Here is a 16,248-nt window from a genome sequence, read left to right as displayed (position 1 = left end):
AGCCTCAGCCCTTGCCTTTGGTGCGGGTCAGGTGGGGGCCGCCGTTTGTTTCCAGGTACTGGATGATCATGCTGGCGACATCCTTACAGGTGGTGACTTCGATGCCTTCCAGCCCCGGCGAGGAGTTCACCTCCATGACCAGCGGGCCGTGGTTGGAGCGCAGGATATCGACGCCGGCGACGCTCAGGCCCATGACCTTGGCCGCGCGAATGGCGGTCATGCGTTCTTCCGGGGTGATCTTGATCAGGCTGGCGGTGCCGCCGCGGTGCAGGTTGGAGCGGAACTCGCCGGCCTTGGCCTGACGCTTCATGGCGGCGATCACCTTGCCGCCGACCACGAAGCAGCGGATATCCGCGCCGCCGGCTTCCTTGATGTACTCCTGCACCATGATGTCCTGCTTCAGGCCCATAAAGGCCTCGATCACCGACTCGGCCGCCGTCGACGTTTCGCACAGCACCACGCCGATGCCCTGGGTGCCTTCCAGCACCTTGATCACCAGCGGCGCGCCGTTGACCATCTGGATCAGGTCGGCGATATCGTCCGGCGAGTGGGCGAAGCCGGTCACCGGCAGGCCGATGCCGCGCCGCGACAGCAGTTGGAGCGAGCGCAGCTTGTCTCGCGAGCGGGCGATGGCCACCGACTCGTTGAGCGGGAACACGCCCATCATCTCGAACTGGCGCAATACCGCGCAGCCGTAGAAGGTGACCGAGGCGCCGATCCGCGGGATCACCGCATCGAAGCCTTCCAGCGGTTTGCCGCGATAATGAATCTGTGGCTTGTGGCTGGCGATGTTCATATAGGCGCGCAGGGTGTCGATCACCACCATCTCATGGCCACGCTGCTCGCCAGCTTCGACCAAACGGCGGGTGGAATACAGACGCGGGTTACGCGACAGCACAGCGATCTTCATGCAACACCTGTGACGGAAGAGGAAAAGGCCGGGAACGCCGGCTTATCTTGGATATAGGAAAGCGCCGGATTGACCACCAACTGGCCGTCAATCAAGGCATTGGAGCCGAGCAACAAGCGATAGCGCATGGCTTTGCGGCAGGCCAGGGTGAATTCGACCGGCCACACCCGATCGCCCAGCGCCAGGCTGGTGCGGATCACGTAGCGGCTCTGGGTCTGGCCGTTGGAGCTCTTGATGGTTTTCACCGCCACCAGGGGCGCCTCGCAGTGACGGTGGCGCAGCTGTACCAGGGTGCCGAGGTGCGCGGTAAAACGTACCCAGCTGTCGCCGTCGCGCTCGAACGGCACGATCTCGGTGGCATGCAGAGTGGACGTGCTGGCGCCGGTATCGATCTTCGCCCGCAAGCCCGCCACCCCGAGATCCGGCAGGGCGATCCATTCGCGCAGGCCAATGACACTGAGTTGATCAAAAGTCTTCAAATGCGGCTTTCCGAAAGGCGTCTCGGCATTCTAGTCGGGCCGTATGACAACCGCATCTGCCGATGATTCGTTAGAGTGCGCCGATCGCGCGACCGCAGTAAGCACAGCCTACAGGAGCCAAGAGGACACCGATGAACGAAAAAGACGACGACAAGGTACGCCTCGACAAGTGGCTCTGGGCCGCGCGCTTCTATAAGACCCGCGCCTTGGCCAAGGCGGCCATCGAGGGCGGCAAGGTGCATTGCCGTGGCGAACGCTGTAAGCCGAGTAAGGAGCCGCGGATCGGCGATGAATTGCTGATTCGCAGCGGTTTCGATGAGCGCACGGTGGTCGTGCAGGCGCTGTCGGTGGTGCGCCGTGGCGCGCCCGAGGCGCAGGCGCTGTACGCGGAAACGGCCGAGAGCCTCGTCCGCCGCGAACACGCCGCCCAGCAGCGCAAGGCCGGCGCCCTCGGCGTAGAGACCGATGGCCGGCCGAGCAAGAAGCAGCGCCGCCAGCTCCAGCAGTTTCGTGGCAGTCAGGATCAATAGAGACTGCCAGCCGAGTCGATAGATAAGAGGCGCTTGGTCGGCTGTGGGTTTGCGCCTAAAATCGCCAACCCTGGCCACACTCAGCGAATTTGGCATGTCTGACTTTTCCCAACGTTTTCTCTTCGACGACAGCGATGTGCGCGGTGAGCTGGTCGCCCTCGGCGAGAGCTACACCCACGTGCTGGCCAAACACCCCTACCCCGAACCGGTCGCGCAGTTGCTCGGTGAAATGCTGGCGGCGGCGGCGCTCTTGGTGGGCACCTTGAAGTTCGAGGGCCTGCTGATCTTGCAGGCGCGCTCCTCCGGTGCGGTGCCGTTGCTGATGGTCGAATGCTCCAGCGAGCGCGAACTGCGCGGCATCGCCCGCTACCATGCCGATCAGGTGGCGGCCGACGCCGGTCTGCGCGAACTGATGCCCGAAGGCATGCTGACCTTGACCGTCGACCCGCGTAACGGGCAGCGTTACCAGGGCATTGTGGCGCTCGACGGAATCAACCTGTCCGCGTGCTTATCCGACTACTTTGCTTCTTCGGAACAGCTGCCGACACGCTTCTGGCTGAATGCCGATGGTCGGCGCGCCCGCGGCATGTTGCTGCAGCAGTTGCCGGCCGAGCGGATTAAAGACGCGGAGGCGCGCGCCGCCAGCTGGCAGCATGTGACGGTCCTGGCCGATACCTTGGGCGCCGAAGAACAGCTCGGGTTGGCCAATGAAACCTTGCTGCACCGCCTCTATCACGAAGAAGCGCTACGCTTGTTCGACCCGCAGGCGCTGAAGTTTCGTTGCAGTTGCTCGCGTGACCGCTCGGCCAACGCGCTGGTTAGCCTCGGTCAGCAGGATGCCGAGCAACTGCTGCGCGAACACGACGGCACCGTGGTAATCGACTGCCAGTTCTGCAATCAACGTTATTCATTCGATGCTGCCGACGTCGCGCAATTGTTCGCCGGTGGCGGCGTGCAGACACCGTCCGATACCCGGCATTGAATGCGGGCGGGCGCTAACCGCCCAGTGATCTGATCAGAGGCTGCACTCGGCTTGTGCTTTTCTGGCATAATCCGGCGCACTTTTTTCGATGTAGTAGTGCTTTCGCTTTTACTACAAAACGTTTGGAGGCTCGGCCCTAGGCCGACGGGGACCCCACATGACGCAAGCCAACACCGCCGTGTACACCGACATTAGCGCCGCACAATTGGTCGAAGAGGCCATCCGTCGTGGTGAAGGCGAACTTGCCGCCAACGGCTCGCTGGTCGTTCGTACCGGCCACCGTACCGGCCGCTCGCCAGTTGACCGTTTCATCGTCGAAGAGCCGAGCACTCAAGCGGCCATCGCCTGGGGCCCGATCAACCGCAAGTTCCCGGCTGACAAGTTCGCTGCCCTGTGGGACCGCGTCGAAGCCTTTATCGGTGAGCGTGAGCGTTTCGTTTCCCACGTCCATGTAGGCGCCGATTCCGAGCACTACCTGGCGGTCAAGATGACCACCGGCACCGCCTGGCACAACCTGTTCGGCCGTTGCCTGTTCATCAACCCGGAGCAGTACAACCCGAGCGCCAAGCAAGAATGGCAGATCCTCAATGTGCCGGATTTCGAGTGCGTGCCCGAGCGTGACGGCACCAACTCCGACGGTTGCGTGATCCTCAACTTCGCCGCCAAGAAAGTGCTGATCGCCGGCATGCGTTACGCCGGCGAGATGAAGAAAGCCATGTTCTCGGTGCAGAACTTCCTGCTGCCGGCCGTCGACGTACTGCCGATGCACTGCGCCGCCAACATCGGCGAAGAAGGCGACGTAACCCTGTTCTTCGGCCTGTCCGGCACCGGCAAAACCACCCTGTCGGCAGACGAAAGCCGTTACCTGATCGGCGACGACGAGCACGGCTGGGGTGTTGGCAGCGTGTTCAACATCGAAGGCGGCTGCTACGCCAAGTGCATCGACCTGTCCGAGAAGAACGAGCCGGTGATCTGGAAAGCCATCCAGTTCGGCGCCGTGCTGGAAAACGTCGTGCTCGACCCGCTTACCCGTCTGCCCAACTACGCCGACGACAGCCTGACCCAGAACAGCCGTGCGGCCTACCCGATCGAGCTGGTCGACAAGCGCTCCGAGAAGAACCTTGGCGGTGAGCCGAACGCGGTGATCTTCCTGACCTGCGACCTGACTGGCGTACTGCCGCCGGTGTCGATCCTCAGCGAAGAGCAAGCGGCTTACCACTTCCTGTCCGGCTACACCGCGCTGGTCGGTTCCACCGAAATGGGTTCCGGCGGCGGCATCAAGTCGACCTTCTCCACCTGCTTCGGCGCACCCTTCTTCCCGCGCCCGGCTGGCGAATACGCGGAGCTGCTGATCAAGCGCATCAAGGGCTTCGGCTCCAAGGTGTACCTGGTCAACACCGGCTGGACCGGCGGTGGCTACGGCGTCGGCAAGCGCTTCAACATCCCGACTACCCGTGGCGTGATTGCGGCAATTCAGAGCGGCGCGCTGATCGGTACCGAGACCGAGCACCTGCCGATCATCAACCTGAACGTGCCGAAATCGGTGCCGGGTGTCGAAACCAACCTGCTCAACCCGCGCACCACCTGGGCTGACCAGAACGCCTACGACGAAGCGGCGAAAGGCCTGGCGCAACAGTTCATCGAAAACTTCAAGAAGTTCGAGGTGTCTGACGCGATCAAGAACGCCGGTCCGCAGCTGTAACGCGTACCCCGCGCATAAAAAAGCCGCCTCGGGGCGGCTTTTTTGTAGGTATCGAATTAGTAGCGGCGCCTTATTGGGAAGGCATCAAGCCCGCTGCGGTATAGGTTCGGACCGAGGCGGTTGCAGGTCATTGCCATGAACCGTCACGGCCTCAACCGGTTGGCGCAGTGTAACGGGCGCCTGATCAAACTTGCTGGCCGCCTGGTTGGTTTCCAGGGTGCGGCGTAGGTTTCGCCATGCTGTCCAGTTCGAGCGGGTCTTTGTCAGCGCTGTGGCTGTCCTGACTTACGGCCAGGTAGGTGTTCAACTGGTTTAGCTCAGTGCGTCTGCCTATACGCTGCTACGGCTTCACGCGCGCTCTGCGCGTTGTGCTGTGTCTCTACAAACTGTTGGCCGGCATCCACGGCTTGCTTGATCGGCTCCATGATTACACGTACATCCAGTGCTTTAGCGGCTTCGCCAGCGCGCAGGACGACGCGGGTGCTGGTTGATAGGTTGGTTGTGCCACTCATCATCATTGGATGGAATCCTCCCTGCGGTAAGCGCTGACCTTAGTGTAACTCCCGAGAACCAGCGAGCTTAGTGAGATTGGCGATAAGCCAAGGGCCCCTTGGGCTAAGCCCGAATAACGGCCCAGTCTCTCTGCTTGAGCGCCCTACCGCGGGCTCGGGGAACGCAATGGTGGAAGCGGCTTCGGCCGCGAAAATCGGAGGAGCGGGCCATGCCCGCGAAAGCTCTTGTTGAACGCAACACACCCGCTCCACCCCTGGATTCACCCCCACCACCGCGCTATGGTCATTGGCCCTCAAGCGGTCAATGGATGACAGCCCATGCTCGATACCCTCTCCCGCGTCTTCGGTTTCACCCAACTACGTCCCGGCCAGGACGCGGCCATCAGCGCCGTGCTCGCCGGGCGTTCGGCGGCGGCAATCTTCCCCACCGGCTCCGGCAAGTCGCTGTGCTACCAGTTGCCGGCCCTGCACCTACCGCACCTGACTCTGGTGGTGTCGCCGCTGCTGGCGCTGATGCAGGATCAATTGGCATTTCTGCATCAGCACGGTATCGCCGCCGCCAGTATCGACTCGGCGCAGAGCCGTGAAGACGCCAGCGCGGTGATGGCCAAGGCCAAGGCCGGCGAGCTGAAGATCCTGATGATCTCGGTGGAGCGCCTGAAGAATGAGCGCTTTCGCAGCTTTATCCAGCAGGTGCCGATCTCCCTGCTGGTGATCGACGAAGCCCACTGCATCTCCGAGTGGGGCCATAACTTCCGCCCGGACTACCTCAAGCTGCCCGACTACCAGCGCCAGTTCGCCATCCCCCAGGTGCTGCTGCTCACCGCCACCGCCACACCGCCGGTCATCGCCGATATGCAGAGCAAGTTCGCCATCGCCGCCGCGGACGTGGTCACCACCGGCTTCTACCGGGCCAACCTCAACCTGCTGGTCGAGCCAATCAGCGGTCGCGACAAGCAGCGCCGGCTGGTCGACTGGCTGTCCGGCAAAGCCGGGCAGCCGAGCATCGTCTATGTCACCCAGCAGAAGACCGCCGAGCAGGTCGCCGAACACCTGAGCCAGCACAGCATCGCCGCCAGCGCCTACCACGCCGGCATGGCCCACGAGCAGCGCGAGGCGATCCAGCGCCAGTTCATGGATGGGCGGATCAACTGCATAGTCGCCACCATCGCCTTCGGCATGGGCATCGACAAGAGCGACATCCGCAGCGTGGTGCACTTCGACCTACCGAAATCCATCGAGAACTACAGCCAGGAAATCGGCCGCGCCGGGCGCGATGGCCAGCCCTCCGACTGCCTGGTACTGGCCAACCGCGACAGCCTCAACGTGCTGGAGAACTTCGTCTACGGCGATACGCCTGAGCGCCAGGGCATCCGCTGCGTGCTCGACGAGCTGCTGGCCAGCGGCCAGGGCGGTCAGTGGGAGCTGATGCTCAATGCCCTGAGCGAGCAGAGCAATATCCGCCAGCTGCCGCTGAAGACTCTGCTGGTATAGCTGGAATTGCGCGGCATCATCGCCCCGCGCTACGCCTACTTCGCCGAATATCGCTTCAAATACCTGCTCGAACCGGAAGCGCTGCTGGCCAAGTTCGCGGGTGAACGGCGCCAGTTCGTCGAGGCCATCATCAACAGCTCCAGCCGCGCGCGCACCTGGTGCACGGTGGATTTCGACGCGCTGTACCAACAGCACCAGGCCGAGCGCGGGCGGGTGGTCAAGGCGCTGGACTGGTTCCAGGAGAAGGGCTGGATCGAACTGGAAAGCAAGCAGATGACCGAGGTCTACGCGTTGCTCGACGCCAGCTTCGACAGCGAGGCCCTCAGCACCGAGTTGCACGGCTATTTCCAGCAGCAGGAGGCCAGCGAGATCGCCCGCATCCACGCCATGCTCGCGCTGTTCGCCACCGACCATTGCCTGAGCCAGCGCCTGGCCGCCTACTTCGGCGACGAACAGGCGCCCGAGCGCTGCGGACATTGCTCGGTGTGCCACGGCCAGGTCGCCCACCTGCCGGAACCGCCGCCGCTGCAGCCGCTAGCCGAACACAACCTGCAAAGCCTCTGCGGCACCTTTATCCAGCGCCATCAGGCGCTAAAGGGCTTCACGCCCAGCGCCGAATGCCTGACCCGCTTTCTCTGCGGTATCAGCGTGCCGCTGTTTACCAAGCTCAAAGCGCGCGGTATCCCCGGCTTCGCCGCGCTGGAGGCCTATCCCTATGCCGCAGTGCGTAGCTGGGCCGCCCCGCCCTTGTAGGCGTCCGCTGGCTGGCGATGCTTTGGCTGTTCACCGCGGCTCGCCGGCACGCTGACTCCTACAACCGCGCTAAACCGCTCGCACCCGTGAGTGGGCGGCGGTTGTCCCGAAGACGTGGTTGCGCGCCGGATGAACAACCTACAGAGAGATCACAGCTAGCTGGCTTCCTCTTTCGCCAGGCGCTGGATGTACACGGCGAAATCCGGGTCTTCGCCACGCAGCAGTTCCGGCAACCGCTCGCGGAAGTCCTCGCGCCGGCTCCACTCGCGCATGTAGTCCTCCCATGAATGCCAGCGCCGCCGCCTCTTCTCGTTCATATTCGTGTCGAAGACCAGCAGATAGGCGCGCTCGAACAGCGAGATCAGCATGTCGAAGATCACCAGCATGCGCTCCCGCTGCTCGTCGCTCAGGTCGGGCGTAGCGCGCTGGCTGCGCAGCCTGAGGTCCGGGTTGGCCAGCACCACCTCGAGGAAGGCGATATAGGCATCGGAGATCTGCTGCCAGGTGGCATCTTCCTCGTTCTGGCGCTCCTTGCGCTGCTCGAAGAGGAACACGCCAATCGCGAATGGCAAGGCCACCACGGTGACGAGGTAGGAAAGCAGCTCCCAGGTTGCCTGCGTCATATCGACTCCATCGCGTAATGCCTACCCAAGCAAGCAAAGACCATTTTTGTCGGGGGTTCCCATGTTCTGCGTGCTAACCCGCCGAGGACTCGGCGCATCCGCTCGATGCAGTAGCCCATTCTGCAAATGGACCAAGCTCGCCGGCGCCCCGCACAGGGTCAACCTCAACGCCTACACCTTGGAAGACGGCAGCAAGATCGAGGACACCTGAATCTGCACGCCGGACGGCCTGGAGCCGATCCAGCTGACAGCCAGGGATATCTTTACCGTCGAACCCGGCATGCGCGGCAGCTGGGAAGTGCTCGAGAGCGTGCGCGACTGCAATGCAGAAGCCTCGGCAATGGCTTTCCAATCGCCACTGGCGCCTGCTGATGCCCAGCGTTAGGCGCAACCACAAATCATGAAGATAATTCGCAGCAAAGAGTTCACTGCTGAACGTGCATGGGGCGATTCACTCTGCCCAGCAGATCCGTATCCTATTGTTCGCCAAAGCCATATACGGGTGAAACCCGCGCGGTTGCGTCGAGGACCTTAGTTGGAGGCCTTGCCAGGTTGTGTGGATCAGTCGAGTTGGCAGTGGGTTCGCTTTCGCGGCCCTGGGTCGCTCCTACGGGGTTCGCGTTGACCTGTGTAGTGGTCAACACAAACACCGCAACAAGAGGATCAGTCATGCAGCCGTTCAGTTTCGCCACTACCGCACAGATCATCTGCGAATCCGGTTCCGCACGCCGGCTGGCGGCGTTGTGCCGTGAGCGCGGGGCGCAGTCGGTGTTGATCGTCACCGATCCGGGCATCACCCGTTTCGGCCTGCTCGACCAGGTGCTGCCCGGCTTCGCCGCCGAAGGTGTGGCGGTCGCGGTGTTCGATCGGGTGGTCGCCGATCCGCCGGAAGCCATAGTGCTCAGCGCGGTGCAGCAGGCGCGTGAGATGCGGGCCGAGCTGATCGTCGGCTTCGGTGGCGGCAGTTCGATGGACGTGGCCAAGCTGGTCGCGCTGTTGGCCCATCCACGGTGCGCGCAGGCCTTGCCCGAGCTCTACGGTGTCGGCAACGCCAAGGGCCAGCGCCTGCCGCTGATCCAAGTGCCGACCACCGCCGGCACCGGCTCGGAAGTCACCCAGATCGCCATCATCACCACCGGCGCAACCAGCAAGCTGGGGGTGGTTTCGCCGCTGCTGCTGCCGGATCTGGCGCTGCTGGATGCCGAGCTGACGCTCGGCCTGCCGCCGGCGGTCACCGCCGCCACCGGCATCGATGCGATGGTGCACGCCATCGAGTCCTATACCAGCGCCCTGAAGAAGAACCCGCTGTCCGACTTGCTGGCCCGCGAGGCCTTGCGTCTGCTCGCGGCGAATCTGCAGGAGGCGGTCCACCACGGCCAGAACCGCGCCGCGCGCCAAGCCATGCTGCTCGGTGCCTGCCTCGCCGGGCAAGCCTTCGCCAACGCGCCGGTGGCGGCGGTGCATGCGCTGGCCTATCCACTGGGCGGGCACTTCCATATTCCCCATGGCCTGAGCAACGCCCTGGTACTACCGCATGTGCTGCGCTTCAACGCTCCGGCCGCCAGCGAGCTGTACGCCGAACTGGCGCCGTTGCTGCTGGGCAGCCAACTCAAGCCGGGCAGTGCGCACAGCCTGACTGCACAGTTCATCGGCGAACTGGCCGCGCTCAATGCGCGCCATGGCCTGCCGAGCCGCCTGCGGGATGCCGGCGTACCCGAGGCGATGCTGGCGCAACTGGCCAGCGAGGCCATGCTGCAACAGCGCCTGCTGGTGAATAATCCCCGCGAAGTCAAAGAGGCCGACGCCCTGGCGATCTACCAGGCGGCGTATTAAACAGCGCATCACAGACTCAGCCATCCTTTGAACACGACGGACAACCCATGAGCCAACCCCAACACCTGCGCGCCGACTACCAGCACTTCCAAGCCATCAGCACCCGCTGGCACGACAACGACCTCTACGGCCACGTCAATAACGTCACCTACTACAGCTTTTTCGACAGCGCGGTGAACAGCTACCTGATCGAGCAGGGCGGGTTGGATATCCATGACGGCGAGGTGGTGGGCTTCGTGGTCAGCTCCTCCTGCGATTACTTCGCCTCCATCGCCTTTCCCGACCGGATCGAAATCGGCTTACGGGTCGGCAAGCTGGGCAATAGCTCGGTGCAGTACGAGCTGGCGGTGTTCAAGCAGGGTGAAGAGGAGGCCTGTGCGGCCGGGCGCTTCGTGCATGTGTTCGTCGACCGCGCGAGCAACCAGCCGGTTGCGATTCCGCCGCGCCTAAGAGCGGCGCTGGCCGAGTTGTTGCTGGGCTAGGCCGAACGGAGCGGCTCTGCCGAGGTGGCCACTGCCGCCTGCCGCCCACGCTCGAGGTCGACGCTTAGCAGAATCAGCAGGCCGAGGATGAAATAGCCGCCGGTGATCAGCATCGCCAGGCGATGATCGCCGCCGCTCAGCCAACTGGTCAGGCCGTAGGTCATCGGGCCGAGGATCGCCGACAGCTTGACCGCCTGCCCCCACAGGCCGAAGAACTCCGCCAGGCGGGTCGGCGGCGCCAGCAGGCCGACTATCGCGCGGCCGGCCGATTGGCTGGCGCCCATGCACAGACCGGCCAGGTTGGCCGCCAGCCAAAACAGTTCGGGGCCGCGCGCCGCCCAGACCAGGCCGACCATGCCGAGCCAGCCCAGCAGGGTCAGCGTCAGCGTGGCGATATGGCCGATGCGGTCCTGAAAAAAGCCGAACAGCAGGGCGCCGATGGAGGCGGTGATATTCACCACGAAGATCAGCAGCAGTGTGTCCTGGGTGCTGAAGCCCATGACCTGATCGGCATAGATGGAGGCCAGGCTGATCACCGCCGAGATACCGGCCTGGTAGCTCAGGGTGCAGGCGAGGAAGCGCAGCAGGTCGCGATAGCGGCCGGCGTCCCGCACCGTCTGCGCAAAGCGCGCCCACACGGCCCGCGGGATAGGCGCGGCGCCGAGCTGCAGTTGCGGCAGGCTGCGTTCGCGCAGGAACAGGAAGGTCGGTACGCTGGCCACGGCGAACAAGGCCGCGGTGATCAGCATGCACACCGGCACGAATTGCGCCGCGGTCTGGCCCTGCGTTTGTGCCCAGCCGACATAGGCCAGGCAGGCGCCCAGGCTGACCAGACCGCCGATATAGCCGAACCCCCAGCCCCAGCCCGACACGCGCCCCAACGCCTCCGTGCGGGCGAGTTCGGGCAGGAAGGCGGCGATCAGGTTCTCGCCGCTGCCGAAGCAGAAGTTGGACAGCACTATGAAGAGGACCGCGACGCCGAGCGCACCCGGCCCGGCCAGTGCCAGCGCGGCGGTAAAGGCGACGCAACCGACGGTGCTGACCAGCAGCAGGCGCTTCTTGCAGGCGAGGGCGTCGGCATAAGCGCCGACCAGCGGCGCCGTCAGGATGACCAGGGCATAGGAGAGGGCGAGGGCGCTGGTCCAGGCCAGCGTGCCCCAGGTTTGGCCTTCGGCCACCACGGCGACGAAGTAGGCGTTGAAGACGGCGGTAATCACCACTGTGGTGTAGCCGGAGTTGGCGAAATCGAACATCGCCCAAGACCAGGCTTCTCGGCGTGTCACTCCGGGGGCAAGGCTGGCTGGCATGGCAAGGTCTCCGCTCGGCGCCGCTGGATCTGCTGGGCATCACTACTGTTGGCCGCAGTTCGCGCCGCGCAGATCAGCCCATCCCCTTGCTGCTCCGCGCGGGTAACCCCTGCAGGCGCAGGCCGGCACGCGATCAGCAACTACAGTTAATACTAGTAGTGGTGGCGTGGCGCTCGGTGCGTAGCGACCCAGTCGCGCAACGCTCTGCGGCCGCCGCCAGGAATGCCGGGTGTCCGTTAGAACCTGCTCAAGATCGTCGCGAGCGCAGGTCAGGCAAGGCGAAAACAGGCGAGGACGCGGAGTTTACGAATGGTAAATGAGCAGTCCGAGCCTGTGTTCAACGCAGCATGGCCAAGCGCAGCAGATATTGCACAGGTTCTTAGTGAGGGCAGGGTTCATGCCTGTCTTGAGAGGGGCCGCCGATGTCTCGCCTGCCTGAGAAAACCAGCGCCAACCCCGGCTCCGATGGGGTCGCGGAAAAATTGCTCGGGATAGTTCGACAAACCGCGGCCGAGCTACACCCGCAATCGGCAGAAGGGCTGCGGGTCACGCTGCAGAGTGTGTTCGACCGTGACCTGGGTATGGGCAGCCTGGCCCGGGTCGAGCTCTGGTCGCGCATCGAGCAGGAGTTCGGCGTGCGCTTGCCGGAAGACCTGTTCGCCACGGCGGACACTCCGGCGGATCTGTTGCCTGCCCTGCGCATGCACGGCCGCGCAGGGACGGCTCGCCCGCTTGCCGCGGCTGACGCCCCCCAAACCTCGACGCCAGGCCGGCTGACGCCGGACGCTGCCCTTACCCTGATCGAGGTGCTGGAGTGGCACCTGCGCACCCAGCCCGAGCACACGCACGTCCGCCTCCTGGGCGAAAGCGACGAGGCGGAAGACATCAGCTACCTGGCCTTGCATCAGGGCGCCCTGGCAGTGGCGGCGGGCTTGCAGCGGCGCGGCCTGCGCGCCGGCCAGAGCGTCGCCTTGATGCTGCCCACCGGGCGCGACTTTCTCTATGGTTTCATCGGCATCCTGCTGGCCGGCGGCGTGCCGGTGCCCATCTACCCGCCGTTGCGCCTGTCGCAGATCGAGGATCACCTGCGGCGCCAGGCGGGCATTCTGCGCAACGCCGAGGCCGTGGCGATGATCACCGTGGCGGAAGCGAAACTGCTCGCCCGCCTGCTCAAGCCGCAGGTGCCGAGCCTGACCGAGATCGCCAGCGTGGCCGAGCTGACCGGCGAGGGAGGCGGGTGCGTCACGCCGCTGCGGCAGCCGGAAGACCTCGCCTTCCTGCAATACACCTCGGGCAGCACCGGCCAGCCCAAGGGGGTGATGGTCAGCCACGCCAACCTGCTGGCCAATCTGCGCGCCATGGGCAAGGCGGTGCGGATCGACAGCGAGGACGTCTTCGTCAGCTGGTTGCCCATGTACCACGACATGGGCCTGATCGGTGCCTGGCTGGGCAGCCTGTATTACGCCTATCCGCTGGTGCTGATGTCGCCCCTGGCGTTTCTGGCGCGGCCGGCCCGCTGGCTGTGGGCCATCGACCGCTACCGCGGCACGCTGTCGGCGGCGCCGAATTTCGCCTACGAGCTGTGCCTGAGCAAACTCGCCGACGGCGACCTCGAGGGCCTTGACCTGAGCCGCTGGCGCCTGGCCTTCAACGGTGCCGAGCCGGTCAGCCCGGATACCTTGCAGCGCTTCGCCGAGCGTTTCGCCCGCTACGGCCTGGCGCCCGCCGCGCTGGCACCCGTCTATGGGTTGGCCGAGGCGACCCTGGGCGTGGCCTTCCCGCCCTTGGGCCGCGGGCCGCTGATCGACCTCGTGCAGCGCGAGCCGTTCCAGGTCTCGGGTAAAGCGCTGCCGGCCGAACCGGGCGCGGCCAACGCGCTGCGTTTCGTCGCCAGCGGCCGACCGCTGCCGGGCCATCAACTGCGCATCGTCGATGGCAGCGGCGTCGAGCTCCCCGAGCGCTGCGAAGGCCACCTGCACTTCAAGGGGCCGTCCACCACCCGCGGCTATTTCCACAACCCGGAAGAGACCCGCCGGGTGCTGCACGGGGACTGGATGGACTCGCTCGACCTGGCCTACATCGCCGGCGACGAGGTCTACCTGACCGGCCGCGCCAAGGACCTGATCATCCGCGCCGGGCGCAACATCTACCCCTACGATGTCGAGGCGGCGGTCGGCAACCTGCCGGGCCTGCGCAGGGGCTGCGTCGCGGTGTTCGGCTGCCGCGATCCGGCCACGGGCACCGAGCGCCTGGTGGTGCTGGCGGAAAGCTACGAGCAGGACGTCGCCGCACGGCAAAGGCTGCAGCAGGAGATCAACCGCATAGTGGTCGATCTCACCGGCGTGCCGCCGGACGATATAGTCCTGGCGCCGCCGCACAGCGTGCTGAAGACCTCCAGTGGCAAGATTCGCCGCGCCGCCAGCCGCGAGCTGTACGAACGCGGTGAGCTGGGGCTGCAGCGGCGCGCGGTGTGGCGGCAACTGCTGCGCTTGGGGCTGTTGGCCGGGCGCGGGCAATTCGGCCGCTGGTGGCGGGCCAGCAGTGCGGCGCTCTATGCCGTCTATATCTGGCTGCTGTTCTGGAGCATGACCCCGCTGACCTGGCTGGCGGTGGCGGCCCTGCCGCGCCTGAGTTGGTGCCGCGCCTTTACCCGGGCGGCCGCGCGGTTGTTCGTGCGCCTAGCCGGCGTGCCATTTAGCGTCGAGGGCCTGGGACACCTGCCCGGCAAGGCGGTGAGCGTGCTGGCCGCGAACCATGCCAGCTATTTGGACGGCATCATCCTCTGCGCGGCCCTGCCGGCCGAGTTCGGCTTCGTCGCCAAACGCGAGCTGGCCGGCCAATGGATCGCCGGCCTGTTCCTGCGCAAGATCGGCGCCCACTTCGTCGAACGCTTCGACCCGCAGCGCAGCGCCGAAGACGCCGAAGCCCTGGCCGGCGCCATAGCGCAAGGGCAATCCCTGCTGTTCTTCCCGGAAGGCACCCTCAGCCGGGCGCCGGGCCTGCAAGAGTTTCAGATGGGCGCCTTCGTGCTCGCCGCGCGGGCCGGCGTGCCGCTGCTGCCGGTGGCCATCCGCGGCACGCGCATGGTGCTGCGCGACGGCCAGTGGTTCCCGCACCACGGCGCGATCGGTGTCAGCGTCGGCGCCCCGCTGTGGGCGGAAGGGCCGGGTTGGCTGGAGGCGATCAAGCTGCGGGATGCCGTGCGGGCAGCGCTGCTGGCGCAACTGGATGAGACGGAGGGGCCGATCAGCGGTTAGCAGGCCGTTGAAAAACTACCTACGTTGCCGATACGGCGTTAAAAACGGCCTCAAAATGCTCATTTACAACACGTAAACTGCGCTTTTTCGGCCGCTTTTGCCTTGTCTCGGCTGCCTCGCCTACATTTTTCAACGGCCTGTTAGCCGGTCCCGCGGCGGGTGCGCGGCCATCCCCTGGCCGCCGCGGCATGCTCGCTTTCGTCAACACACCCTAGAGCAGGCTCTCCTTGCGCCACTGATCCAGCGCCTGCGCCAGCGGCAGCACCTCGCCGGGGCGGCTCAGGGCATAGCCCGGCAGGCGGGCGATGCGGGCCTGGAACTCGGGATTCTGCAGCACCTTGAGCAGGGCGCCCATGGCCGGTAGCTGGAGGCTGTCCGCGCGGCAGAGCAGGCAGTAGTGTTCGCGGGCCATGGGGATGAAGGTCAGGCCGAACTGCCGGGCCGCCGCCTCGACGCCGAAGCCGGCGTCGGCCATGCCGCTGGCGACATAGGCCGCCACCGCGGCGTGGGTGTACTCCTCGTTGTGGAAGCCGGCGATCGCCGCGCTGTCCAGGTTGTCGCGCCGCAGCAGGCTCTCCAGCAGCATCCGCGTGCCGGAACCGCTCTCACGGTTGACGAAGCGCAGATCGCTACGCAGCAGGTCGGCGAGCCCGCCGATGCCGCGCGGGTTGCCGGGCGCCAGCATCAGCCCCTGGGTGCGCACGACGAAGGTGATCACCCGCTGGTCCGGGCGCAACCAGGGCTGGATGCGGCTCATGCTCAGGCTGCCCAGCGGCCCCGCCGGCACGTGCAGGCCGGCCACCTCGCAGTCCTGGCGATGCAGGGCAACCACCGCCTCGATGCCGCCGCGGAACTGCACCTCCCATTGCCAGCGGGTGTCCTGTTCCAGCCACTCGCGCAGCGCCGCCACGGCGAAGCCATGGCTGGCATGGATGCGCAAGCCGGGGCGGGTTTCCTGCAGGGCCCGGTTCAGCTCGACTTCCAGTTCGCCGGCGAGGTTGTCCAGTTGCGGCGAGAGGCGCGCGCGAATCCGCTGGTCGGCCCACAGCAGCTTTTCCCCGAGCGGCGCCAGGCGGGCGCCCTTGCCGCGCGCCAGGGTGATCAGCGGGCTGCCGAAGAAGGCTTCCCACTTGGCCAGCAGGTTCCAGGCATGCCGATAGGAGTAGCCGGTGCGGGCGGCCGCCTCGGTGAGCTTGCCGGTCTCGTGCACCGCCTGCAGCAGCGCCAGCCCCTGGGGGTCGAGGCTGCTGCCGTCGGCCTGGTGAAAGCGCCAGCGCGGCTGGATTTCGATTCTGAGCATATGTGCTTGGCTTCATATTTGATCGGGGAGGTTGCCATGATAGCTTGCGCCATCAGGAGATTCTCAACCTGAGAATAAGAACTT

Annotated in this window: 12 protein-coding genes and 2 pseudogenes; 8 read left to right on the top strand and 6 right to left on the bottom strand. The window is 65.2% G+C overall.

All coding sequences use genetic code 11. The features are described from left to right. Nucleotides 1-4: 4 nt before the first annotated feature. Nucleotides 5-910, bottom strand: coding sequence for a 30S ribosomal protein S6--L-glutamate ligase (rimK, locus tag FFS13_RS10030; RefSeq protein WP_137818961.1), 906 nt, complete (start codon nucleotides 908-910; stop codon nucleotides 5-7). After that, on the bottom strand, nucleotides 907-1,356 hold the full coding sequence (locus FFS13_RS10025; protein WP_256657869.1) for an ATP-dependent zinc protease: 450 nt from the start codon (nucleotides 1,354-1,356) through the stop codon (nucleotides 907-909). The genes rimK and FFS13_RS10025 overlap by 4 nt, the downstream gene beginning before the upstream one ends. 164 nt (nucleotides 1,357-1,520) lie before the next feature. On the opposite strand from FFS13_RS10025, the gene FFS13_RS10020 reads away from it, so the two are divergent. The 3 genes from FFS13_RS10020 to FFS13_RS10010 all read left to right on the top strand — a co-directional run bounded on the left by FFS13_RS10020 (nucleotide 1,521) and on the right by FFS13_RS10010 (nucleotide 4,603). Next, a complete protein-coding gene (locus FFS13_RS10020; protein ID WP_137818959.1) occupies nucleotides 1,521-1,919 on the top strand; it encodes an RNA-binding S4 domain-containing protein in 399 nt (132 codons plus the stop codon). 94 nt (nucleotides 1,920-2,013) lie between these two features. Further along, nucleotides 2,014-2,901 carry an Hsp33 family molecular chaperone HslO gene (gene hslO, locus FFS13_RS10015; RefSeq protein ID WP_137818958.1) on the top strand — a complete coding sequence of 296 codons (888 nt, stop codon included), beginning with the start codon at nucleotides 2,014-2,016 and terminating at the stop codon, nucleotides 2,899-2,901. A 157-nt stretch (nucleotides 2,902-3,058) separates the two neighbouring features. Next, on the top strand, nucleotides 3,059-4,603 hold the full coding sequence (locus FFS13_RS10010; RefSeq protein WP_137818957.1) for a phosphoenolpyruvate carboxykinase: 1,545 nt from the start codon (nucleotides 3,059-3,061) through the stop codon (nucleotides 4,601-4,603). 317 nt (nucleotides 4,604-4,920) lie between these two features. Here the strand turns inward: FFS13_RS10010 and FFS13_RS10005 are convergent, their stop codons facing one another. Then, complete coding sequence (locus FFS13_RS10005; RefSeq protein WP_137818956.1) at nucleotides 4,921-5,115, bottom strand: hypothetical protein; 195 nt, start codon at nucleotides 5,113-5,115, stop codon at nucleotides 4,921-4,923. Between the two features lie 318 nt (nucleotides 5,116-5,433). Between FFS13_RS10005 and FFS13_RS10000 the strand changes: the two are divergent. Beyond that, a pseudogene (locus FFS13_RS10000) lies at nucleotides 5,434-7,362 on the top strand (ATP-dependent DNA helicase RecQ). A 155-nt stretch (nucleotides 7,363-7,517) separates the two neighbouring features. Here FFS13_RS10000 and FFS13_RS09995 read toward each other — a convergent pair. Beyond that, nucleotides 7,518-7,985 carry a hypothetical protein gene (locus FFS13_RS09995; RefSeq protein ID WP_137818955.1) on the bottom strand — a complete coding sequence of 156 codons (468 nt, stop codon included), beginning with the start codon at nucleotides 7,983-7,985 and terminating at the stop codon, nucleotides 7,518-7,520. A gap of 61 nt (nucleotides 7,986-8,046) precedes the next feature. Here FFS13_RS09995 and FFS13_RS20085 point away from each other — a divergent pair. From FFS13_RS20085 to FFS13_RS09980, 3 genes and pseudogenes are all read left to right on the top strand, one after another. Beyond that, nucleotides 8,047-8,370 (top strand): annotated as a pseudogene (locus FFS13_RS20085) (hypothetical protein). A gap of 284 nt (nucleotides 8,371-8,654) precedes the next feature. Beyond that, complete coding sequence (locus tag FFS13_RS09985; protein ID WP_137818954.1) at nucleotides 8,655-9,818, top strand: iron-containing alcohol dehydrogenase; 1,164 nt, start codon at nucleotides 8,655-8,657, stop codon at nucleotides 9,816-9,818. A 47-nt stretch (nucleotides 9,819-9,865) separates the two neighbouring features. Continuing rightward, a complete protein-coding gene (locus tag FFS13_RS09980) occupies nucleotides 9,866-10,300 on the top strand; it encodes a thioesterase family protein (RefSeq protein ID WP_137818953.1) in 435 nt (144 codons plus the stop codon). Here the strand turns inward: FFS13_RS09980 and FFS13_RS09975 are convergent. Further along, nucleotides 10,297-11,607 (bottom strand): MFS transporter, encoded by a 1,311-nt coding sequence (locus FFS13_RS09975; protein ID WP_137818952.1) that lies wholly within the window; start codon nucleotides 11,605-11,607, stop codon nucleotides 10,297-10,299. The two genes, FFS13_RS09980 and FFS13_RS09975, sit on opposite strands and share 4 nt — an antisense overlap. 422 nt (nucleotides 11,608-12,029) lie before the next feature. Here FFS13_RS09975 and FFS13_RS09970 point away from each other — a divergent pair, with 422 nt between their 5' ends. Beyond that, nucleotides 12,030-14,864 (top strand): AMP-binding protein, encoded by a 2,835-nt coding sequence (locus FFS13_RS09970; protein ID WP_137818951.1) that lies wholly within the window; start codon nucleotides 12,030-12,032, stop codon nucleotides 14,862-14,864. Nucleotides 14,865-15,075: 211 nt separating this feature from the next. On the opposite strand, the gene FFS13_RS09965 is transcribed toward FFS13_RS09970, so the two are convergent. Continuing rightward, entirely contained in the window at nucleotides 15,076-16,164 is a 1,089-nt protein-coding gene (locus FFS13_RS09965) for a substrate-binding domain-containing protein (protein ID WP_137818950.1), read from the bottom strand. Between the last annotated feature and the right edge of the window lie 84 nt (nucleotides 16,165-16,248).

The organism is Pseudomonas sp. 2FG (assembly GCF_005502935.1).
GTDB lineage: Bacteria > Pseudomonadota > Gammaproteobacteria > Pseudomonadales > Pseudomonadaceae > Aquipseudomonas.
Note: the sequence above shows the minus strand (reverse complement) of the source record. Positions and strands in the feature narration are given on the sequence as shown.